The organism is Streptomyces sp. NPDC058955, from assembly GCF_042741435.1.
In the GTDB taxonomy this organism is placed as follows: domain Bacteria; phylum Actinomycetota; class Actinomycetes; order Streptomycetales; family Streptomycetaceae; genus Streptomyces.
Genome location: NZ_JBHYKM010000027.1, coordinates 43360 through 57925, shown reverse-complemented (window position 1 = coordinate 57925; position 14566 = coordinate 43360). Strand labels below are relative to the sequence as shown.

The 14566-nt window shown below is 73.9% G+C and carries 15 protein-coding genes; 4 read left to right on the top strand and 11 right to left on the bottom strand.

All coding sequences use genetic code 11. The annotated features are described in order from the left end of the window. Positions 1-120: 120 nt before the first annotated feature. A complete protein-coding gene (locus ACFW1I_RS13740) occupies positions 121-420 on the bottom strand; it encodes a DUF1876 domain-containing protein (RefSeq protein ID WP_384669482.1) in 300 nt (99 codons plus the stop codon). 188 nt (positions 421-608) lie between these two features. Here ACFW1I_RS13740 and ACFW1I_RS13735 point away from each other — a divergent pair, with 188 nt between their 5' ends. Next, entirely contained in the window at positions 609-908 is a 300-nt protein-coding gene (locus tag ACFW1I_RS13735; protein ID WP_384669480.1) for a hypothetical protein, read from the top strand. A 4-nt stretch (positions 909-912) separates the two neighbouring features. On the opposite strand, the gene ACFW1I_RS13730 is transcribed toward ACFW1I_RS13735, so the two are convergent. Continuing rightward, positions 913-1539, bottom strand: coding sequence for a hypothetical protein (locus tag ACFW1I_RS13730; protein ID WP_384669479.1), 627 nt, complete (start codon positions 1537-1539; stop codon positions 913-915). Between the two features lie 144 nt (positions 1540-1683). Between ACFW1I_RS13730 and ACFW1I_RS13725 the strand changes: the two genes are divergently transcribed. Continuing rightward, positions 1684-2637 carry a nucleoside hydrolase gene (locus ACFW1I_RS13725; protein ID WP_384669477.1) on the top strand — a complete coding sequence of 318 codons (954 nt, stop codon included), beginning with the start codon at positions 1684-1686 and terminating at the stop codon, positions 2635-2637. Positions 2638-2650: 13 nt separating this feature from the next. Here ACFW1I_RS13725 and ACFW1I_RS13720 read toward each other — a convergent pair whose 3' ends face one another. The 4 genes from ACFW1I_RS13720 to ACFW1I_RS13705 all read right to left on the bottom strand — a co-directional run bounded on the left by ACFW1I_RS13720 (position 2651) and on the right by ACFW1I_RS13705 (position 7811). Next, a complete protein-coding gene (locus tag ACFW1I_RS13720; protein WP_384669476.1) occupies positions 2651-4240 on the bottom strand; it encodes a hypothetical protein in 1590 nt (529 codons plus the stop codon). A gap of 299 nt (positions 4241-4539) precedes the next feature. Then, on the bottom strand, positions 4540-5886 hold the full coding sequence (locus ACFW1I_RS13715; protein WP_384669474.1) for a sugar ABC transporter permease: 1347 nt from the start codon (positions 5884-5886) through the stop codon (positions 4540-4542). Continuing rightward, positions 5883-6686: an ATP-binding cassette domain-containing protein gene (locus ACFW1I_RS13710; protein ID WP_384669472.1), complete on the bottom strand. Its 804-nt coding sequence runs from the start codon at positions 6684-6686 to the stop codon at positions 5883-5885. Before ACFW1I_RS13710 ends, ACFW1I_RS13715 begins: the two co-directional genes overlap by 4 nt. Positions 6687-6728: 42 nt before the next feature. Next, the gene (locus tag ACFW1I_RS13705; RefSeq protein WP_384669470.1) at positions 6729-7811 is read right to left on the bottom strand and encodes a substrate-binding domain-containing protein; all 1083 of its coding nucleotides are present in this window, start codon (positions 7809-7811) and stop codon (positions 6729-6731) included. Between the two features lie 217 nt (positions 7812-8028). On the opposite strand from ACFW1I_RS13705, the gene ACFW1I_RS13700 reads away from it, so the two are divergent. After that, positions 8029-9582 carry an FAD-dependent oxidoreductase gene (locus tag ACFW1I_RS13700; protein WP_384669468.1) on the top strand — a complete coding sequence of 518 codons (1554 nt, stop codon included), beginning with the start codon at positions 8029-8031 and terminating at the stop codon, positions 9580-9582. A 38-nt stretch (positions 9583-9620) separates the two neighbouring features. On the opposite strand, the gene ACFW1I_RS13695 is transcribed toward ACFW1I_RS13700, so the two are convergent. Further along, positions 9621-10739 (bottom strand): YbdK family carboxylate-amine ligase, encoded by a 1119-nt coding sequence (locus ACFW1I_RS13695; protein WP_384669466.1) that lies wholly within the window; start codon positions 10737-10739, stop codon positions 9621-9623. A gap of 175 nt (positions 10740-10914) precedes the next feature. Here ACFW1I_RS13695 and ACFW1I_RS13690 point away from each other — a divergent pair, with 175 nt between their 5' ends. Further along, on the top strand, positions 10915-11562 hold the full coding sequence (locus tag ACFW1I_RS13690; protein ID WP_384669465.1) for a UdgX family uracil-DNA binding protein: 648 nt from the start codon (positions 10915-10917) through the stop codon (positions 11560-11562). 52 nt (positions 11563-11614) lie between these two features. Here ACFW1I_RS13690 and ACFW1I_RS13685 read toward each other — a convergent pair whose 3' ends face one another. The 4 genes from ACFW1I_RS13685 to ACFW1I_RS13670 form a co-directional block, all read right to left on the bottom strand. Continuing rightward, positions 11615-12631: a DNA topoisomerase IB gene (locus ACFW1I_RS13685; RefSeq protein ID WP_384669463.1), complete on the bottom strand. Its 1017-nt coding sequence runs from the start codon at positions 12629-12631 to the stop codon at positions 11615-11617. Then, a complete protein-coding gene (locus ACFW1I_RS13680) occupies positions 12628-13548 on the bottom strand; it encodes a Ku protein (RefSeq protein ID WP_384669462.1) in 921 nt (306 codons plus the stop codon). The genes ACFW1I_RS13685 and ACFW1I_RS13680 overlap by 4 nt, the downstream gene beginning before the upstream one ends. A gap of 78 nt (positions 13549-13626) precedes the next feature. Continuing rightward, positions 13627-13863, bottom strand: a complete 237-nt coding sequence (locus ACFW1I_RS13675) for a DUF6213 family protein (protein WP_384669460.1) — start codon at positions 13861-13863, stop codon at positions 13627-13629. 36 nt (positions 13864-13899) lie between these two features. Then, complete coding sequence (locus tag ACFW1I_RS13670; RefSeq protein WP_384669459.1) at positions 13900-14358, bottom strand: universal stress protein; 459 nt, start codon at positions 14356-14358, stop codon at positions 13900-13902. Between the last annotated feature and the right edge of the window lie 208 nt (positions 14359-14566).

Below are 14566 nucleotides of genomic sequence, written 5' to 3'. Positions count from 1 at the left end.
CGCCCCGGCGGGGGGTGCTGCGGGTCCCCCCCACGGGGGCCGGGCCCCCCCCCGGTGTGGGCCCCCGCCGCCCCCCCGGGCCCCGCCGGGGGCCCCCGGGTCCGTGCGTCGGCGGGCTCCTCAGGAGACCGCCTCCGGCCAGCCGTATCCGGGGCCCGTGTGCTGCGGTACGGTCCCGGCGCCGGCCGCGTCCATCTCCCGGTTCGCCTCCCGCATGAGCTTGCCCGCCAGGTCCTTCATGGCCCGGCCGGCCGCCAGCTCGTCTCCGATGACCGGCACGTCCGTGTCCGCCGGGTTGCAGCGGGCCGTGCCGTGCCCCGTGAAGGTCGCCGTCCCCGTGTCGAGCCGGGCCTCGGCCTTGGTCCTGCCCGCGTCCTCGCTCAGTTCGAGGCCGACCCTCCATTCCAGGTTCCTTGTCATGGTCTGCCTCCTCGCACGCCGGTGGGCGCCGCCGGTGCCGTACGCGCCCGGGGCGCTGCTCCCCCGTCCCTTCCAGGATCCGCCCACGGCGGCGTCGGCGCACGCGCGGCGGGTGGAGGCGCGTGTTCCGCCACGGAGGGGCGGGAACCACCCCCCGCACGGACACTTCACGGCGAAGGGGAACCGCTATGGCCGGCCGGTTCGGCGCGCGCAAACGGCTGGAGGTGCTCCAGGTGGCCGTCGCCGGCCTCGGGGTCCCCGCGAGCCTCGGGATCGGCGTGATCCTGAACGCGAGCGGCCTGCACGTCGGCGTCGGACTCGCGGCGACCGCGCTCGTCCTCATGGCGACGGCCACCGCCCTCGCGAAGCTGGACGCCCTGCTGTCCCGCTATCCCCCGCCGCCGTCGCGGAAGCACCGCCGCATCCGCCGCGCGGAGGGCGAGGACCCGGGCGAGGGCGGCTACGGCTGCGGGGACGGCCCGCTCTGACCGGTCACGCGGGCGCGGGTCGGTCCGGCGTGGTGTGCGCGAGGAGGAACTCGGTCGCTCCGGCGATGGCCTCCGCATAGCTGCCGTGGACGGGCTCGGACTCCTTCTCCTGCTGGTCGGCGGCGGTGGCCGTGTACCACCAGGCGTCGGCGTCCGCGTCGTGGTGCACGACGGCGGTGCCGCCCGCGTAGTGCAGCGGGATGGACTCGCTGGCGGACTTCCTGACCACGGCGTGGGGCCACTTGAGCCGGGCGGACTGCCGCTTGATGCCGCCCCAGGCGGCACCGAGCTGCGCGTAGTTCGCGCCGCTGCGGCCGGCGACGGTGGCGGCGCTCTCGGCCAGCCGGTCGACGGACTGCCTGGCCTCGTACAGCGCCCGCAGGAGCGCCAGTTGGACGTCGGGCGCCGCCATGAGCACGGGGTCGGGGGACTTGCCGGCGGCCCGGTAGGCCAGCAGGCGGGTCGAGATCCGTTCCGCCAGGTCGCGGACCGCCTCGTGGACGTGCTCGTCCATGGTGAACGCGTCGTCCTGGACGGGCTCGCGCCACGGAGGCTCCACCAGGTTCGAGAGGGCGGTCCAGAAGTCGTCGTCGGTCTTGTCGGGGGTCGGGATCCCGTCCACATCGCTCATGCGACAAGCGTACCTGTCGAAGTTGAAGCGCGACAGTAATTACTGTCGGACACGCCGGGGGTCGCACGGTCCCGGCGCCGGGACCGCACCGCCCGCCTCGACCGCGTGCTTCGCGTCGTGCGGGGGATGTGGGACGGTGGGGGCATGGCGGTTCCCGTGATTCTCGACTGCGATCCCGGTCACGACGACGCGTTCAACATCCTCCTCGCCGCCGCGCACCCCACGGTCGAACTGCTCGCCATCACCACCGTCGCGGGCAACCAGACCGTGGAGAAGACCACGCTCAACGCCCGGCGGGTGTGCGCGGCGGCCGGGATCCGGGGCGTGCCGATCGCCGCGGGCCGGGCCCGGCCGCTGCGCGGTCCGGGGCGGGTCGCCGAGGACATCCACGGCGCCTCGGGGCTCGACGGGCCGGGCTTCGGCGCGGGCGAGCCGGACGTGCCGCAGGACCCGCGCGACGCGCTCACCCTCCTCCGGGACACCCTTCTGGCGCACCCGGAGCCGGTGACGCTGGTGCCGACCGGACCGCTCACCAACATCGCGGTGCTGCTGCTCGCCCACCCCGAACTCGCCGCCCGCATCGAGCGGATCGTGCTCATGGGCGGGTCGACGGAGCGCGGGAACACCACGCCCGCGGCCGAGTTCAACATCCTGTGCGATCCGGAGGCGGCCGACATCGTCCTGCGCAGCGGGCTGCCGGTGACGATGTTCGGCCTCAACGCGACCCACCAGGTGCGGGCCACGCCCGAGGTGGTCGCCCGGATCGCCGCCCTCGGCACCCCGCTGAGCCGGCTCTGCGTCGAACTGCTCACCTACTTCGCGTCCACGTACCGCGCGGTGTTCGGCTTCGACGCGCCCCCGCTGCACGATCCGCTGACCGTCGCCCACCTGATCGACCCGGCGGTGTCCGGCCTCACGCGGGCGGCCGTGACGGTGGAGCTGGACGGCACGTACACCAGGGGCGCGACGGTGGTGGACCTGCACGGGGTGACGGGCCTGCCCGCCACCGTCGACGTGGCGACGGACGTGGACCCGGACCGGTTCTGGGACCTCGTCGTGGAGGCCGTGCGCACGCTCGGCGGACCGGCCGGGTCCTGACCCGCCCCCGGTCCTACGGCTGGGCGTCGAGCCAGCTCAGCTTGTGCCCGTAGAGCACCCGCTGGCAGTAGTCGGTGCCCACCGGATCGGCGGCGTCCCGGTTCGCGGTGCAGTCGGACGCCGAGCCCGGACGGTGCTCGGAGAGGGACCACAGGCGGCCGGTGCCGCGCTCCAGGTAGAGGTCCTCGGCGCCCCGGGCGGTCTTGACGGCCTGGCCGTCCTGGACCAGCTGCCCGTTGCTCCACCGGTAGCGCCAGAGGTTGCCGGGCTCGTCCGTGCCCTTGGACTCGTTGACGTACAGCGTGCCGCCGTTCGACGCCGCGCCCTGAGCGCCGCCGTTGGTCAGCGGCAGGTAGTTGGCCCAGCCCTCCGCGGTCACGTCGGCGGAGCGCCCCTCGAGGGCGGCGACCGGGTACGAGGCGATGCGTCCGGTGGACGGGTAGCCGGTCTGCGGGCGGCAGTACTCGCCCATCAGCAGCCGGTCAGGCGTGGTGCTGCGGTCGAGGGAGATGTACGACGCCTTCGGGGCGCCGGTCGAGACGCAGGCGTAGGAGCCCTTCGGGTTGCTCTGGGTCGCCTTGAACTTCCAGGCGGCGACCTGCGGCATCACGTAGCGGTAACCGAAGCTGTACCAGACGTTGTTGTGCCGGCCGACCTTCGTCCTGTCCTCGACGTTGGCGGTCGTCTGCACGCCGTCGGTGTCGGCGCCCATCGCGTCGTGCGTGGTGGGGTCGCCGTCCGGGTCCAGGTCCATGATGGTGCGCATGTCGAAGACGCGCAGGCCGTTGCGGGTGTCGGCGACGTAGAGGTAGTTGCCGTACCAGACGATCCCGCCGGCGTGGACGCCCTTCTGGATCGGGTACTCGGCGGCGTGCAGCCCGTCGAAGGAGACGTGGTCGGCCGAGTTGACGTAGGTCCAGCCCAGCAGGACGTGCCGGTACTTGACCTCGGGGCTGCCGGTGGCCGGGTTGGTGCGGCTCTGGACGAAGGTGATCCGGACGCCCTTCTGGTTGCAGGCGTCGTCGGCGGCCAGCTCGGCGGCGGTGCAGTCGCCGGTGGCCGGGTCCGGGTCGGTCTCGCGGCCCGGGTCCCAGCCGTCGTACGAGGCGAAGAGCTGGATGTTCGCGGCCTCGCCCCACAGTTCGTTGTCCTTGGCGTCGGAGACGCCGGTGATGCCCTGGGGCACCCACTCGCGGGAGACGGAGTCGTCGTTCTGCAGGCAGTACTTGATGTCGGGGTCGGAAGCGGTGCCGAACGGGTCGCGGGAGCACCACGGTACGGCCGTGCGGTTGGCCCCGGCGAGGAGGTTCTGCACGCCGGACTTGGGCAGGACGGCGTCCAGGCGGGCGACCCGGGTGGTGGTCTCGGCGTTCAGCGCGCCGGGCGACAGCGTGAAGTCGCCGGGCGCGGCCGCGCCGCCGGGCGCGGTCCAGGCGGTGGCCGCGAGCGGCGCGGGCGCGGCCTCGGCCGTGAGGGGCTCCTGGACCGTGGGGTCCGAGGCGGGCGCGTCCTCGGCCTGGGCCGGGGCCACGAGGCCGGTGAACGCGAGCGAGGCCGCGACGGCGGCGGTGAACCAGGCGCGGCGTATTCGCCTTGAGGGCATGTGAAGGTGCCTCCGTGCTCATGTGCAGGACAAGTCACACGGAGGCTTCCAGAACGCCGGAGCAATTCGCAAACGTGACCGACGGATCGTCAGGCACGGGTGGATAAGGATGATTTGGGGGTCATTTGGGCATAATGCGGCCCGCAGGGTGGTGGACACCTGCGGGCGGGAGTGATCACGGGAGGCGTCGAGCGCGGCCGACCGGCGCAGGACCTTCCCCTGATCCGCACAAGATCCCCACGGTGGGCCTGCCCCGCCTCACCGGGGCCCGCCGTCGGCGCGGGGTCGCCCCGGCGCCGTCAGGCGCGGCCCGCGGCCTTCTGGCTGCGGCGGGAGAGGGAGTCGACGACCACGGCGGCCAGCAGGACCGCGCCGGTGATCATGAACTGGACGGCGTTGCTCACGCCCATGATGTTCATGCCGGACTGGATGGAGCCGATGACGAGGGCGCCGAGCAGCGCGGACCAGACCGAGCCGCGCCCGCCGAACAGGCTCGTCCCGCCGATGACGGCGGCCGCGATGACGTTCATCAGCAGGTTGCCGCCGCCGGAGGTCTGGCTCGCGGACTGGATCTGGCCGGCGAGGAAGATGCCGCCGACGGCCGCCATCGTGCCGGCGATGGTGAAGACGCTCATCCGGACGAACGGCACGCTGATGCCGGCCCGTCGCGCGCCCTCGATGTTGCCGCCGACGGCGAAGATCTGGCGCCCGTAGCGGGTGCGGCGCAGCACGAAGTCGAGGAGCACCAGCACGATCAGGAAGACCAGCAGCGCGAGCGGCAGTCCCTGGTACCGGTTGAGGATGTACGCGGCGGCGAAGGCGATCGCCGCGAGGACGACGGTCCGCAGCACGATCTCCGCGAGCGGCCGGTACGGCACCCGCGCGGCCCGCCGGCGCCGGGCGTCGAGGAGCGAGGCGAGCAGGAACAGCCCGACGCCCACCGCCGCCGTCGCGTAGGCGGCGGCCGGGCTCTCGAAGATCGTGGAGTACAGCTCGGCGACGACGCTCTCGCTGGGGATGTTGACGGTGCCGCTGGTGCCGAGCACCTGGAGCATCAGCCCGTTCCACGCGAGATTGCCCGCCAGGGTGACCACGAAGGCGGGCACGCCCACCTTGGCGAAGAAGAAGCCCTGGACGAGTCCGACCGCCGCTCCCCCGGCGAGGGCCACGAGCAGCGCCAGCCACTCGTTCATGCCGTTGATGACGTTGAGCACGGCGAAGACGGCCGCGCAGAGTCCGCTGACGGAGCCGACGGACAGGTCGATCTCGCCGAGCAGGAGGACGAAGACGATCCCGACGGCGATCATGCCGGTGCCGACGATCTGCTGGCTGAGGTCGGACAGGTTCTGCGCGGAGAGGAAGGCGCTGTCGAGGCTGCCGAAGACCGTCCAGATGACGATGACGGCGACGACGACGGGCAGCGAGCCGAGTTCGCCGCTGCGCAGCTTGCGCCGGAACTCGCCGACGTATCCGCGGAAGCCCTCCTCGCGGACGATCAGCCGGCTGTCGACCGCGGGCACCGCCTCGGGGGCCGGCTCCTGGGCGGCGGCGTCGGCGCGGCCGACCGGGCCGCCCGCCTGGCCCCCCGCGCCGACCGGGCCGGGCTCGCCGTGCTGCCGTCCGTCGGGGTCCCGGGAGCCGTTCATGGCGTCTCCTCCCCGTCCTGGGCCTCCCGCTGCTCGCGTTTGCGGGCCTGGCGCCGGGTGACGGCGCTGTCGGTGGCTCCGGTGATGGCGGAGATGATCTCCTCGGTGGTGGTGGCGCGCCGGTCGAAGAAGCCGTTGTTGCGGCCGAGGCGCAGCACCGCGATCCGGTCGGCGACCGCCATCACGTCCACCATGTTGTGGCTGATCAGGATGGTGCCGAGGCCGTGCTCGCGGAGGCGTTCGACGAGGTCGAGGACTTCGGCGGTCTGCTCCACGCCGAGCGCCGCGGTGGGCTCGTCCAGGATGACGATCTTCGGTTCGCCGATGAGCGAGCGGGCGATCGCCACGGTCTGGCGCTGGCCGCCGGAGAGCGACGCGACGGGGATCCGCACCGACGGGATCCGGATGGAGAGCGTGTCGAGCAGTTCGCGCGAGCGCCGCTCCATGCGGACCTCGTCGAGCACGCCGAAGCGGCGCAGCTCCCGGCCGAGGAAGAGGTTCCCGACGACGTCGAGGTTGTCGCAGAGGGCGAGGTCCTGGTAGACGGTGGCGATGCCCAGGTTCTGGGCGTCGTGGGGCCGGTGGATGGAGACCGGCCGGCCCTGCCACTCGATGACGCCGTCGTCGGGCGGGTTCACCCCGGCGATCGCCTTGACGGCGGTCGACTTGCCGGCGCCGTTGTCGCCGACCAGGGCGACCACCTCACCGGCGTGGACCTCCAGGTCGAAGTCCGACAGGGCCTGGACCGCGCCGAACCTCTTGGACACCCCCCGCAGTGTGAGCACGGGCGCTTCGGTCACCTTCGACCGCCTCCTCGGCGGGAGCGGGCACCACCGGGCGGGTCACTCCAGCCCGGCTTCCTTGCAGGCGTCGGCGTAGGCGGGCGTGCAGATCTCCTGGACCGTGTACAGCCCGTCCTTGACGACCGTGTCCTTGATGTTCTCCTTGTCCACCACGACCGGGGTGAGCAGGGTGGCCGGCACCTTCTGGCCGCTGCCGCTGGTCACGGTGGTGGGGGTGAGGTCGGCGGGAAGCGGCTTGCCCTCGGCGAGGTTGACCGCCATGGTGGCGGCGATGTCGGCCTCGGGCTTGTACGGCTTCTCGATGGTGATCGTCTGAGTGCCCAGCAGAATCCGCTGGATGGCGTCGAGTTGGGCGTCCTGTCCGGTCAGCGGCACGTCCATGCCGGCCGCCTTGAGGGCGGTGGCGATGCCGGCGGCCAGTCCGTCGTTGGCCGAGTAGACGCCGACGATGTTGTCCTTGCCGAGCGCGCTGATGGCACCGGACATCTGCTGATTGGCGTTGTTCGGGTCCCAGTTGGGGGTGTCGTACTCCTTGCCGATCTTCACCTTGCCGTCGAGGACGGAGTGCGCGCCGGCCTTGAACTCGGCGGCGTTCGGGTCGGTGGGCGAGCCGTTGTGCATGACGATCTGGCCGCTCTCCGCCTTGTCGCCGAGCGCGTCGAGCAGCGCCTTGCCCTGGAGTTCGCCGACCTTGCGGTTGTCGTACGAGACGTAGGCGTCGACCGGGCCCTGGGCGAGGCGGTCGTAGGCCACGACCTTCACGCCGGCCTTGTTCGCCTTCTCCACGGAGGACTGGATCGACTTGGCGTCCACGGCGTCCAGGATCAGCACCTTGTCGCCCTTGGCGAGCGCGGTGTTGACCTGCTGTTGCTGGGTGGTCGCGCTCTCGGCCGCGTTGTAGTAGTCGATCTGGGCGTCCGGGGCGAGTTCCTTGATCTTCTGCTCGATGTACGGCCGGTCGAACTTCTCGTACCGCGTGGTCTTGCTCTCCGGCAGCAGCAGTCCGATCCGGATGTCCTGCTTGGCCTGCCCGGGCGACGAGCCCGTCGCCGTCGCCACCACGCCCAGGGACAGGGCCATGGTCGAGGCCACCGCTATCGCGCCTCGCAGTGTACGGGTCATGGGAGGCTCCTTCCGCGCGCCTCGACCCGCACCGCGGACCAGGAGACCGCGGGGGCGCGGGCGCACCTTCGGCCTATCTCTCGACACTAGCCCCAACGCGGGAGCCGGACCATCCGGCCCGGGATCCCGCGGGCGCGGTCCGTGACCGGGCGCGCCCGGAGCGTGGGCGGGCGGAGCCCCGCCGCATCAGGGTGGGCCGCCCGGGCAGTCGCCGGGCATGAACGGACGCGTGGAGACAGGTGACTCGTACTGGATGCGGACGGCCTCGCTGCCGTCCTTCGGACCGCTGCGGGGAGCGGCGGAAGCGGACGCGGTGGTCGTCGGCAGCGGCATCGCCGGCCTGAGCACGGCGTGGGAACTGGCCCGGACGGGCCGGAGCGTCGTCGTCCTGGAGGCGGACCGCCTGGCGGGCGGCGTCACCGGGCACACGACGGGAAAGCTCACCGCCCTGCACACCACCGCCTACCACGGCCTGCGGGCCGGGCACGGCGAGGACGCCGCCCGCCGGTACGCGGCGTCGCAGAGCGCCGCGCTGCGGCACGTCCTCGACACCGCGGGGGAACTCGGCATCGACTGCGCGCTGGAGCGACGCCCGGCCTTCACCTACTGCGAGCGGGACGACGGCGTCGAGGAGTTGCGCGACGAGGCCGAGGCCGCGCGCGCGGCCGGCCTCGACGCCTCCTTCGTCACCGCGTCGGGCCTGCCCTTCCCCATCGCGGGCGCGGTCCGGGTGGACGACCAGGCCCAGTTCCATCCGCTCGCCTACCTGGCCGGTCTCGTCGACGCCCTGGTCGCGCGCGGCGGCCGGCTCCACGAGCGGACCCGCGTCACCGCACTCGACGAGGACGGCGACGACCTGCGGCCCTGCCGGCTCACCACCGACACCGGTGCCACCGTCTCGGCCCGGCACGTCGTCGTGGCCACCCACCACCCCGTCCTCGACCGCGCGCTGCTCGCCACCCGGCTCACCCAGCACCGCGACCTGGTGATCGCGGGCTCCGTGCCCGCCCGCCTCGACCCGGAGGGCATGTACATCACGAAGGAGGGCGGGAAGCGGTCCGTCCGCACGGCGCCGCTCCCGGACGGCACCCGGCTGCTGATCCTCACCGGCGAGGTCTTCCAGCCCGGCACCGGGCAGGACACCGAGGCCCGGTACGCCCGCCTGGAGGAGTGGGCCGGGCGGCACTTCCCCGGCTTCGCCCTCACCCACCGGTGGGCGGCCCAGGACAACGCCGCCACCGACGACCTGCCGCTCATCGGCCGGATGCCCGGACGCGGCGGGACCGTCTACGTCGCCACCGGCTTCGCCGGCTGGGGCATGACGGGCGGGGCCCTGGCCGGCATGGTCATCGCCGGTCTCGCCGCCGGCGGACCGGACCCCTGGGAGGGACTGTACGACCCCGGCCGCGTCGGCTCGGTCCTCCGGACCGCCCCGGCGCTCGCCAAGGCCCAGTGGGACACCGCCAAGCACGCCGTCAAGGGCCGGCTGGACAGCCTGGGCGACGCCGCCGAGGCCGAACGCGAACTGCGCCCCGGCGGCGGGACCGTCGTCCGCGCCGGCGGAAAGCCCTGTGCCGTGCACCGCGACGAGCAGGGCGGGCTGCACGCGGTGTCCGCCGTCTGCACCCACCTCGGCTGCCTCGTCGCCTTCAACCCGGCCGAGCGCACCTGGGAATGCCCCTGCCACGGCTCCCGCTTCGGCACCGACGGACGGGTCCTGCAGGGACCCGCGCTCCAGCGGCTGGAGCCGATGGACCCCGGCGAGCTGTGAACCGTCGGCTCCGCATCGTGGTCGCGAGCTGTGAACCGTCAGCTCCGCATCGTGGCCGCCGCCAGCGCGTCGACCACGGCGCTGTAGCGGCCGTACCGGTGGAGGAGGGCGCGCTGCCGGGCGGCGCCGCCGCCGTCCGCGCGGATCCGCCGCCACTGCTCGCGCGCCCACTCGGTGTCGCCGGTCGCGTCGAGCCCCGGCCGGGCGAGGGCGATCAGGTCGTCCAGGAGCGCCGCGGCCGGCCGCTCCCGGCCGTCCACCGGGTCCAGGCCGATGCCGGTGATGCCCTGCGCGGCGGCCAGCCGGTGCGCCCGGAGCAGGCTCGTGCGCGGGACCCGGGGCGGCGACTCCGCGGCCTCGACGCGGGTGAGCAGGGTGGCGGCCAGCCCGCGGACCAGGATCGCGAGCAACACCACCGTGTCGAGTTCCGCGTTGGCGTCCGCGACGCGGATCTCCAGGGTCGGCACGTGCTCGGAGGGCCGGGCGTGCCAGTACACCATGCGGCTGTCGAGCAGGATGCCGTCCCCGACCAGCCGGGCCACATGGGCGAGGTACTCGGCCTCGTCCAGGACCGGGGTCGGGCCGACGGTCGGCCACCGCGCGTGCTCGACGGCCCGCCAGCTCTGGTAGCCGGTGTCGCGCCGGCCCGCGTAGGGCGAGTTCCCGGCGAGCGCCTGGAGCACGGGCAGCCACGGCCGCATGTGCTGGGCCAGCGCGAGGGCGCGCCCGCGGTCGAGCGTGCCGACGTGGACGTGGCAGCCGCAGACGAGCCCGTCGTCGCGCGCGGTCCCGTCGGCGCGGGTGACCAGGGGGGCGAACCGCCTGGCCATCAGCCGGTACCGGTCGGAGTCCGTCACCGTCAGCGGCTCCTCGGGCGGCAGGACGGGGGTGCCACAGGCCACCGTCAGGCAGCGGACGTCCCGGGCCGCAGCGCCCACCACCGTGCGCAGCCAGGAGAGTTCGTCCCCCAGGTCGCGGCGGTGCGCGGTGGCGCGGGTGCAGATCTCGACCTGCGCGTTGAAGAACTCGGCCTGGACCTGCTCGCCGAGTTCGCGGCCCGCCCGCCGGATGACCTCGGGCGCCCGGTTGACCGGGGCTCGTGTCACGCGGTCGACCAGGACGAACTCTTCCTCGACACCCATCGTCAGGATCCTCATCACGGGCTCCTCGCCTCGGCGCGCGACTACCCGCCCCCGGGCCCGCCATGCCGGAGGCGGTACCGCCGCTGTGAGCGCGTCCGGGGAGTTTCAGGCGGGCCCCCGGGGGCAGGCGCGGGCACGTCGGCGGCACCGCCGTCCCCCCGGGTGCGGGTCCGCCGCGAGGAGGTGCGCGATGAGCGGTGCCGAGGAACGGGAGTCCGCGTACGACGCCACGCCGTATCTGCCGGACCGGGGCGGTCTCCCCGCGCACCGGAAGGCCGCGGCCGGGTGCCGGGGCTGTCCCCTGCACCGCGACGCGACCCGGACCGTCTTCGGCCGGGGCGGGACGGGCGCGCGGCTGATGCTGGTCGGGGAGCAGCCCGGGGACCAGGAGGACCGGGAGGGCGCCCCCTTCGTGGGGCCCGCCGGCCGGCTGCTCTTCCGCGCCCTGGCCGAGGCGGGGATCGACGAGGACGACCTGTACGTCACCAACGCGGTCAAGCACTTCAAGTTCACCCGCGAGGAGACCGGCAGGCGCCGCATCCACAAGGCGCCGAGCCTGCGCGAGACGCTCGCCTGCCGCCCCTGGCTGCTGGCGGAACTCCGTCTGGTCTCCCCCGGGTTGGTGGTCACCCTGGGGGCCACCGCGGGTCGCGCGCTGCTCGGCCCGTCCTTCCGCGTCGGCACCGACCGGGGCGTGCCGAGGCCACTGCCCGGCGACGGGAACGGCACCCGGGTCCTCGCCACCGTGCACCCCTCGGCCGTCCTGCGGTCCCCGCGCCGCGAGGAGATGTACGCGGGCCTGGTCGCCGACCTGCGGACGGCGGCGGACGCGCTGTGAGACCCCCTGCTCGGGCTCCGCGCCTGCTCAGGCTCCGTGACGCGCGGGCTCCTCACGTGAGGAGGCGGAGCACGGCGCGCTCCACCGCGCCGCGGGTGGCCGGGTGTCCGTAGCCGCCGTCCTCGCCCAGGCGGCGCAGGGCGGCGGCGACGGTGACGCCCTCCTCGAAGCGTTCGATGACGAGCGGGTCGATGTAGGAGGCCCGGCAGACCGCGGGCGTGTTGCCGAGGTACTCGCTGACCTCGTGGACGGCCCGCCGGACCGCCTTCGCCCGCGCCGTACGGGACGCGTCCGCCACCGGAGCGGAGACGGCGAGCGCGACGGCGGCGAGGACGGTGGCGTGCCAGGTGCGGAAGTCCTTGGCGGTGAGGGACCGCCCGGCGTTCTGCCGCAGGTAGGCGTTGAGCTCCTCCGCCCGCAGGTCGTGCCAGGCGCCGTGCTCCCAGTACGCGAACAGCCGTTCGCCGCCGTTGCGCCGCGCCAGCAGCGCGCGGACGACCCGGTAGGTGGGCTCGTCCACGAGGGTGCGGTGCTGCCGTCGGCCCGACTTCGCCGGATAGCCGAGGCAGATCTCCCCGCCCGCGCAGGTGGCGTGCTCGCGCAGCAGGGTGGTGAGGCCGTACGAGGCGTTGTCCCGCAGGTGGCGTTCGCCGCCGATGCGGAAGAAGCCGAGGTCGAGGAGGCGTGCCGCGCAGGCGAGCACCCGGTCCCGGCAGAGTCCGCGCAGGGCGAGGTCGCGGGCGACGGCCCGGCGGAGCCGGGGCAGTGCGCGGGCCGCCTGCCGCACGTGCGCGTGCTTCGCCTCCTCCTGCCGCCGCCGGAACTCCTCGTGGTACAGGTACTGCCGCCGGCCGGCCGCGTCCGTGCCGACGGCCTGGAGGTGCCCATTGGGCCAGGGGCAGACCCAGACGTCCTGCCAGGCCGGGGGGATGACGAGCGCGACGGCCCGGGCCCGGTCCTCGGCGCCGAGCGGAGCGCCGGCGGCGTCGAGGTAGCGGAAGCCGCGGCCGTGGCGGACCCGGCGCCAGCCCGGCCGGTCCGGATCGCTCGTCCTGAGCCGCGGGCTCATGCGGCGAGGGCCTCGATCAGCTCGTCGCGGGTCATGGAGGAGCGGCCCCGGATGCCGGCGTCGGAGGCCCGGTCGTACAACTCGGCCTTCGTGAGGTCCCCGAGGTCGCCGCCGCGCTTCTCGGTACGGCCCCGCCCGCCGCCCCGGGCGTTCTTCACGCTGGCGCGCAGGGCGTCCATGAGGTCGACGACGTTCGTGGACTCGGACGGGGGTTCGGCCTTCTCCACGGTCCCGCCGGACTTCCTGGCCTCGATCAGGGCGGCGACCTTCTCCCGGAAGGTGTCGTGGTAGGAGTCGGGGTCCCAGTCGATCGCCATCGCCTCGATGAGCTGCGCGGCCGTCCTCCGTTCCTTGTCGGTGGCCCTCGGCCGGCCTGGCAGGGTGTCGATCTCCTGGCGCGGATCGCGGATCTCGTCGGCCCAGTGCAGGGTGTGGCAGGTCAGCAGCCCGTTCTCGGACTTGACCGCGACCAGGTACTCGCGCTGCCGCATGACGAAGGTGGCGATGCCGGCCCGGTTCGCGCGGGCGAGGGCCTGTTCGAGGAGCCGGTAGATCTTGCCGTGGTCCTTGTCGGCCGGGCCGAGGTAGTACGTCCGGTCGAAGAAGATCGGATCGACCTCGTCGAGGTCGACGAAGCCGCTGATCTCCAGGACCCTGGAGCGGCCGGGCGCGATGTCGTCGAGCTCGCCGGGCTCGACGAGGACGTACTCGTCCCCGGTGTCGTACCCCTTGACGATGTCGTCGAGGTCGACCTCCTCGCCGGTGCGTTCGTTCACCCGGCGGTTGCGGATCCGGTCCGAGGTGCCGCGCTGGAGCTGGTGGAAGCGGAGGGTGTGGTGGTCCGTCGCCGTGTAGAGCCCGACCGGCAGGCTGACGAGGCCGAAGGCGAGACTGCCCTTCCACACCGGCCGCGCCATCTCCGCTCCGCCTCCTCCGCTCTCTCCCCCGACCACTCTCCGTCGGTCCTGGTCGGTCCGTCGGTCCTGGTCAGCCCGTCAGTCCTGGTCCTCGTGCACCGGCAGCAGCGCGATGCACTCGGCGTCGATGTTGTCGGCGACCTCGGTCAGCGCTCCCGCCAGCGCGGCGACGGTGTCCGGCGCGAGACCCGAGTCCTCGGCCTCGGCGGACTCGATCCAGAGGGCCGCGAGGCGCCGGAGAAGCTCCGTCACCTCGGCGGCGGGGAGCAGGAGGTGCCCGTCGGGGAGTCTGAGGAAGGGCGTCGTCACGTCCATGGGGGTCCACCTCCGCGGGTGCGGTTCGGGCAAAGGTCAGGCGGTGGCGCCGGAGGCGTCCTCGCGGACGATGACCACGGGACAGGAGGCGTGCACGGCGCACTGCTGGCTGACCGAGCCGAGGAGCAGGCTGGCGAAGCCGCCCCTGCCCCGGCTGCCGACCACGAGCAGCTCGGCGCCGGCCGACGCCTCGATGAGCACCTTGGCGGGATTGCCCCGGACCACGTGCTGCTCCAGCGGCGGCATCCGGACGCCCGTGGGCAGCACGGACCGCAGCTCCTCGGTCAGCGCCTCCCGCGCCTGCTGTTCGTCGAAGGCGGCGTCCACGGGCGGCGCGGACCAGCCGGTCGCGCCGGGGACGTCGTACACCCCGATGATCTCCAGGGCCGCTCCGGTCCGCTCCGCGTGGCGGACCGCCCACCGCAGCGCGGCGTACGACGGGGCGGAGCCGTCGACGCCCACGACCACGCGGGGAGCTCCGTCGCTGACGTTCATGATCGCGCCCCTTCCCGCTCACGTTCTCCCTCCCTATCGGACCGCCTACCCGCTCTCGGAGGCCGTACGCATGTCCGGATCGCCCGGTTCGCGCGCCCCCGCCCCCCCCCCCGCGCCCGCCCCCGCCCCCCCCCCGCGCCCCCGGGGCCGGGGGGGGGGGGGCGCCCCCCCCGCCCCCCCGCGCGCCCCCGCGCGCGGGGCCCCCAGA

What these genes read in the sequence shown, in the direction of transcription:
- ACFW1I_RS13730 (WP_384669479.1), bottom strand. Translation starts at nt 1,539, where the DNA reads ATGAGCGATGTGGACGGGATCCCGACCCCCGACAAGACCGACGACGAC.
- ACFW1I_RS13735 (WP_384669480.1), top strand. Translation starts at nt 609, where the DNA reads ATGGCCGGCCGGTTCGGCGCGCGCAAACGGCTGGAGGTGCTCCAGGTG.
- ACFW1I_RS13675 (WP_384669460.1), bottom strand. Translation starts at nt 13,863, where the DNA reads ATGGACGTGACGACGCCCTTCCTCAGACTCCCCGACGGGCACCTCCTG.
- ACFW1I_RS13680 (WP_384669462.1), bottom strand. Translation starts at nt 13,548, where the DNA reads ATGGCGCGGCCGGTGTGGAAGGGCAGTCTCGCCTTCGGCCTCGTCAGC.
- ACFW1I_RS13695 (WP_384669466.1), bottom strand. Translation starts at nt 10,739, where the DNA reads ATGAGGATCCTGACGATGGGTGTCGAGGAAGAGTTCGTCCTGGTCGAC.
- ACFW1I_RS13700 (WP_384669468.1), top strand. Translation starts at nt 8,029, where the DNA reads ATGAACGGACGCGTGGAGACAGGTGACTCGTACTGGATGCGGACGGCC.
- ACFW1I_RS13670 (WP_384669459.1), bottom strand. Translation starts at nt 14,358, where the DNA reads ATGAACGTCAGCGACGGAGCTCCCCGCGTGGTCGTGGGCGTCGACGGC.
- ACFW1I_RS13685 (WP_384669463.1), bottom strand. Translation starts at nt 12,631, where the DNA reads ATGAGCCCGCGGCTCAGGACGAGCGATCCGGACCGGCCGGGCTGGCGC.
- ACFW1I_RS13720 (WP_384669476.1), bottom strand. Translation starts at nt 4,240, where the DNA reads ATGCCCTCAAGGCGAATACGCCGCGCCTGGTTCACCGCCGCCGTCGCG.
- ACFW1I_RS13705 (WP_384669470.1), bottom strand. Translation starts at nt 7,811, where the DNA reads ATGACCCGTACACTGCGAGGCGCGATAGCGGTGGCCTCGACCATGGCC.
- ACFW1I_RS13715 (WP_384669474.1), bottom strand. Translation starts at nt 5,886, where the DNA reads ATGAACGGCTCCCGGGACCCCGACGGACGGCAGCACGGCGAGCCCGGC.
- ACFW1I_RS13740 (WP_384669482.1), bottom strand. Translation starts at nt 420, where the DNA reads ATGACAAGGAACCTGGAATGGAGGGTCGGCCTCGAACTGAGCGAGGAC.
- ACFW1I_RS13725 (WP_384669477.1), top strand. Translation starts at nt 1,684, where the DNA reads ATGGCGGTTCCCGTGATTCTCGACTGCGATCCCGGTCACGACGACGCG.
- ACFW1I_RS13690 (WP_384669465.1), top strand. Translation starts at nt 10,915, where the DNA reads ATGAGCGGTGCCGAGGAACGGGAGTCCGCGTACGACGCCACGCCGTAT.